The 3741-nt window shown below is 74.3% G+C and carries 4 protein-coding genes; 1 reads left to right on the top strand and 3 read right to left on the bottom strand.

The window, feature by feature from the left end:
- Nucleotides 1-312: hypothetical protein (locus AC1DUQ_RS16085; protein ID WP_477074128.1), on the bottom strand; the 312-nt coding region annotated here is incomplete at its 3' end.
- Between the two features lie 59 nt (nucleotides 313-371).
- Here AC1DUQ_RS16085 and AC1DUQ_RS16080 point away from each other — a divergent pair.
- Nucleotides 372-1148 carry an aldo/keto reductase gene (locus AC1DUQ_RS16080; RefSeq protein ID WP_477061170.1) on the top strand — a complete coding sequence of 259 codons (777 nt, stop codon included), beginning with the start codon at nucleotides 372-374 and terminating at the stop codon, nucleotides 1146-1148.
- A gap of 22 nt (nucleotides 1149-1170) precedes the next feature.
- Here AC1DUQ_RS16080 and AC1DUQ_RS16075 read toward each other — a convergent pair whose 3' ends face one another.
- The gene (locus AC1DUQ_RS16075; RefSeq protein ID WP_477061169.1) at nucleotides 1171-2700 is read right to left on the bottom strand and encodes an outer membrane protein assembly factor BamB family protein; all 1530 of its coding nucleotides are present in this window, start codon (nucleotides 2698-2700) and stop codon (nucleotides 1171-1173) included.
- Nucleotides 2701-2726: 26 nt separating this feature from the next.
- Nucleotides 2727-3731, bottom strand: coding sequence for an outer membrane protein assembly factor BamB family protein (locus AC1DUQ_RS16070; protein WP_477074127.1), 1005 nt, complete (start codon nucleotides 3729-3731; stop codon nucleotides 2727-2729).
- Between the last annotated feature and the right edge of the window lie 10 nt (nucleotides 3732-3741).

The raw sequence follows: 3741 nt of genomic DNA, 5'->3' as shown, positions 1-3741 counted from the left end.
CAGGGCGGCGAGCACGACGACGGCAGCCGCCGCGAGCGCGCTCGGCACGTGCAGCGCGACGAGCGAACCGGGCGCGACGAGGTCCGCGGCACGGGCGATCAGCGGGGTCAGGGGCGGCTGGTCGGGGTAGCCCCACGCGAGGCGGCGGCCGGCGGCGACGAAGTAGAGCTCGTCCCGGTGCGGGCCGTAGCGACCGGACAGGGCGACGAGCACCGCGAGCAGCGCGCCCGCGGCTGTGAAGACCCAGAGCGTCGCGAACGGAGCCACGGCCGGGAGCTCGCCGGGACGCCGGCCGACGTCGGCGACGACCACACGCGGACAGTAGCGAACCGGCCGCGCGCTGCGGCAGGGGGCGGGTGAGACTGGTGCGCATGATCACTGCACCGATCCCCACCCTGACCCTGCCCGGAGGGCAGATCCCCGTCGTCGGCCTCGGCACCTGGCAGTCCGAGGGCGGCGAGGCCGAGCGCGCGGTCAGCGCGGCCCTGCAGCTGGGCTACCGGCACATCGACACCGCCACCGGCTACGGCAACGAGGCCGAGGTCGGCCGCGCGCTGGCCACGGTCGGCATCGACCGCGACGACGTCTTCCTCACCACCAAGCTGCCCCCGGACCACGCCGGCCGCGCCCGCCGCACCCTCACCGAGTCGCTGGCCGCACTGGGCACCGGCCACCTGGACCTCTGGCTGATCCACTGGCCGCCTAACCGCCAGGCGTCGCCGGAGACGTGGCAGGTGTTCCGCGAGGTCCGCGACGAGGGCCTGGTCCGCTCGATCGGCGTGTCCAACTACTCGATCGGGCAGCTCGACGAGCTCATCGCCGCCACCGGCGAGGCCCCCGCGGTCAACCAGATCCCGTACAGCCCGCGCGACCACGACCCGGACCTGCTGGCCGCCCACCGCGAGCGCGGCATCGTCGTCGAGGGGTACAGCCCGCTCAAGCGGACCAGCCTGGACTCCCCTGCCCTGGTGACCGCGGCGGAGGCGCACGGCGTCACCCCCGCGCAGGTGGTGCTGCGCTGGCACGTGCAGCACGACGTCGTCGTCATCCCGAAGTCCACCCGGCAGGAGCGGATCGCGGCCAACCTGGACATCCTCGGGTTCGAGCTCACGGGCGAGCAGATGGCGGCGATCGACGCCCTGCGCTGACCGTCGGCACGTCCGAGCCTGCTCACTCCAGCAGGTAGGTGTCGTCCGAGGTGGGCGACCAGCCGATGAGCATCCCGCCGTAGACCTGGACGTCGAACACGTCCTCGGGGTACGGGATGAAGCGGGTCTTCTCCCCGGTGACCAGGTCGTAGCCGGTCATCCCGGTACCGGTCGCGTCGGCGCCGAGCTGCTCGATGCTGCCCCCGGTGAAGGCGGAGGACAGGAGCAGGTCGCGCCCGTCGGTGGTCAAGGCCCCGATCGAGGACGAGGGCAGGTCCTGCTTCCAGACGACCGCTCCCGTGCGTCCGTCGAGCGCGGCGATCCCCGTGCCCGTCGTGAGGTACACCCTCCCGCGCGCGACCAGCGCGTACCCGGTGGACTGCAGGTCGACCTCCCACCGAGGATCCCCGGTGCGCCGGTCCCACGCGTACAGGTGGTCGGACGAGGTCACCACCAGGTCCGGCACGCTGCCGTCGTCGACGACGAGGTTGATCAGCCCGCCGTCGAGCCTCACGTCGGAGGCTGGGTCTCCGTCCGCCGCGAGCAGCGTCGTGGACTGGACCCCCGTGGAGGCGTAGTCCTGGAGGACGAGGTTGCCCGTCATGGCGTCGGTCCCGTACCCGCCGTGCTCGCTGTCGGACGTCGACCACAGGTCGTCGCGGACCGACTCCCCTGACGCGGACACCAGACCGAGGCGGCTCCCGACGGAGTAGACGACGACGTCCCCCGCGCGCATGAAGCCCCAGTACTGCGAGCCCTCCTCCCCGCCGGTCTCGTCGATGCGCGCACGCGGATCGTCGTACGTCCACCGCTCGTCGCCGGTGCGCAGGTCGTACGCGACGACCTCCAGGCGCTCCGTGTCCCGCGTGCCCACCAGCAGCAGCCCGCGCAGCACGGCGAGCTGCGCACCGGCCTCGACGGCACGCTCGGACAGCACCCGCCCGTCCTCGGGGTCGAGCACCATCGCACGGGTGGTCGTCGCCGGCACGCGCTCGTCGAGCCCGTTCCCGTCCTCGTCCGTCGAGTAGCGCGTGAAACCGTCGGTCACCAGGCACACCGCGACCGACGCCACCTCGTGAGGGCCGACGTCCGACTGGCAGCCGCCGCCGTAGCTGTTCTCGAGCGACCCGGCACGCTCGGCGTTCGGCCCGAGCAGGGGCGTGGACCAGAGCGTCGCGCCGGTGCGCCGGTCGACCGCGACGAACGCCTGTGACCCGTCCGCAGCGACGTCCAGGCTGGAGGTCACGCCGTTCGCGGCCTTGACCCCGCCCCAGAGCGCGTAGACGTCGGCCCGCGAGATCGCGCGCACCGCGGTCAGCTCGTCCCCGAACGGGGGCAGGACCCCCGGAACGGCGGCGAGCCGGGCGACGGCCGCCTCCTCGCGAGCGTCCACCACCCACTGCGTCCCGACGAGTGCCAGCGCGACGACCGCGACGCCGACCACGACCCAGATCCGTCCTCGCCGCGACCGCGCCGGCTCCGCCACCAGCTCGACGGACGGCTCCTCGCCGTCGAGCAGCTCGACGTCCTGCATCCCGCCACCCCGCGCCATGGCGGGACCCTACTCGTTCGTGCTGGTCAGCCGAGGACCGCGAGCCTCCCGTCGTCGCCCCAGCCCAGGAACAGGTGCCCGACCGCGAGGCTCGACCGGAGCCCGTCGGGGAGCGGGACGCGCCAGACGGTCMGGCCGTCCTCCAGTGCGTAGGCGACGAGCTCACTGCGGGGTCCGCCGACGACGGGCTGGTCGGCGGCGACCAGGAGCTCGCCGTCCGTGACCAGGAACCCCGGCACGTTCCCCTCGGCGGTGACCCCCCGCCAGACCACGTCCCCGGTCCTGCCATCGAGCGCGACCACCCCGGCCTGCGTGCTCAGGTACACCCGCCCGTGCAGGACCAGCGCGTTCACCGACGCCACGACGTCCGACTTCCAGCGCGCGTCACCGGTGGACCGGTCCCAGCCGCGCACGTTCCCGCCGGACGTGAGCACCAGGTCCGGCACGCTCCCGTCGTCGACCGTGAACGGCAGCACCTCACCGGGCAGCTCGACGTCCGCGCGCCCCCGCTCGACCAGCGTGGACCACAGCCCACCCGAGCCGCTGCTGTACAGCAGGACGGCGCGGCCGGCGACGGGGTCGACCGCATGGTCCGCGTTCCCGGGCCGGCTGACGCGGAGCACCTGTCCCGAGGGCGAGAGCACCGTGGCGGTCCAGCCGGGGATCGTGACGCCGACGAGCCCCTCGACCGCGAACAGGCGCACCTCCCCGGCGAATGCCCGGCGGTCGGCGCCCGGCAGCGGCGGGCTGAACCGCCAGCGCACGTCGCCGGTGCGCAGGTCCCGACCGGTCACCTCGGTCCGGCCGTCCCGACCGGGCACGCCCACGACCGCGAGCCCCGGCAGCGCCGCCAGCGTGGTGGCGCCGGGTGCGGGAACGTCGGCGGCCACCCGCCCGTCGGCGGTGTCGAGGACCACCACGCGGGTGCTCGTCGCGGGCTTGCGGGTCTCGACGCCCTCGTCCCCGTACTGCACGARGCCGTCGCTGACCAGGCACGCCGCCTGCCGGGGTGCGCCCTCGTCGGCCGGCACGGGCACGCAG

This window comes from Cellulomonas sp. P4_B5_2, assembly GCF_056402235.1.
Note: the sequence above shows the minus strand (reverse complement) of the source record. Positions and strands in the feature narration are given on the sequence as shown.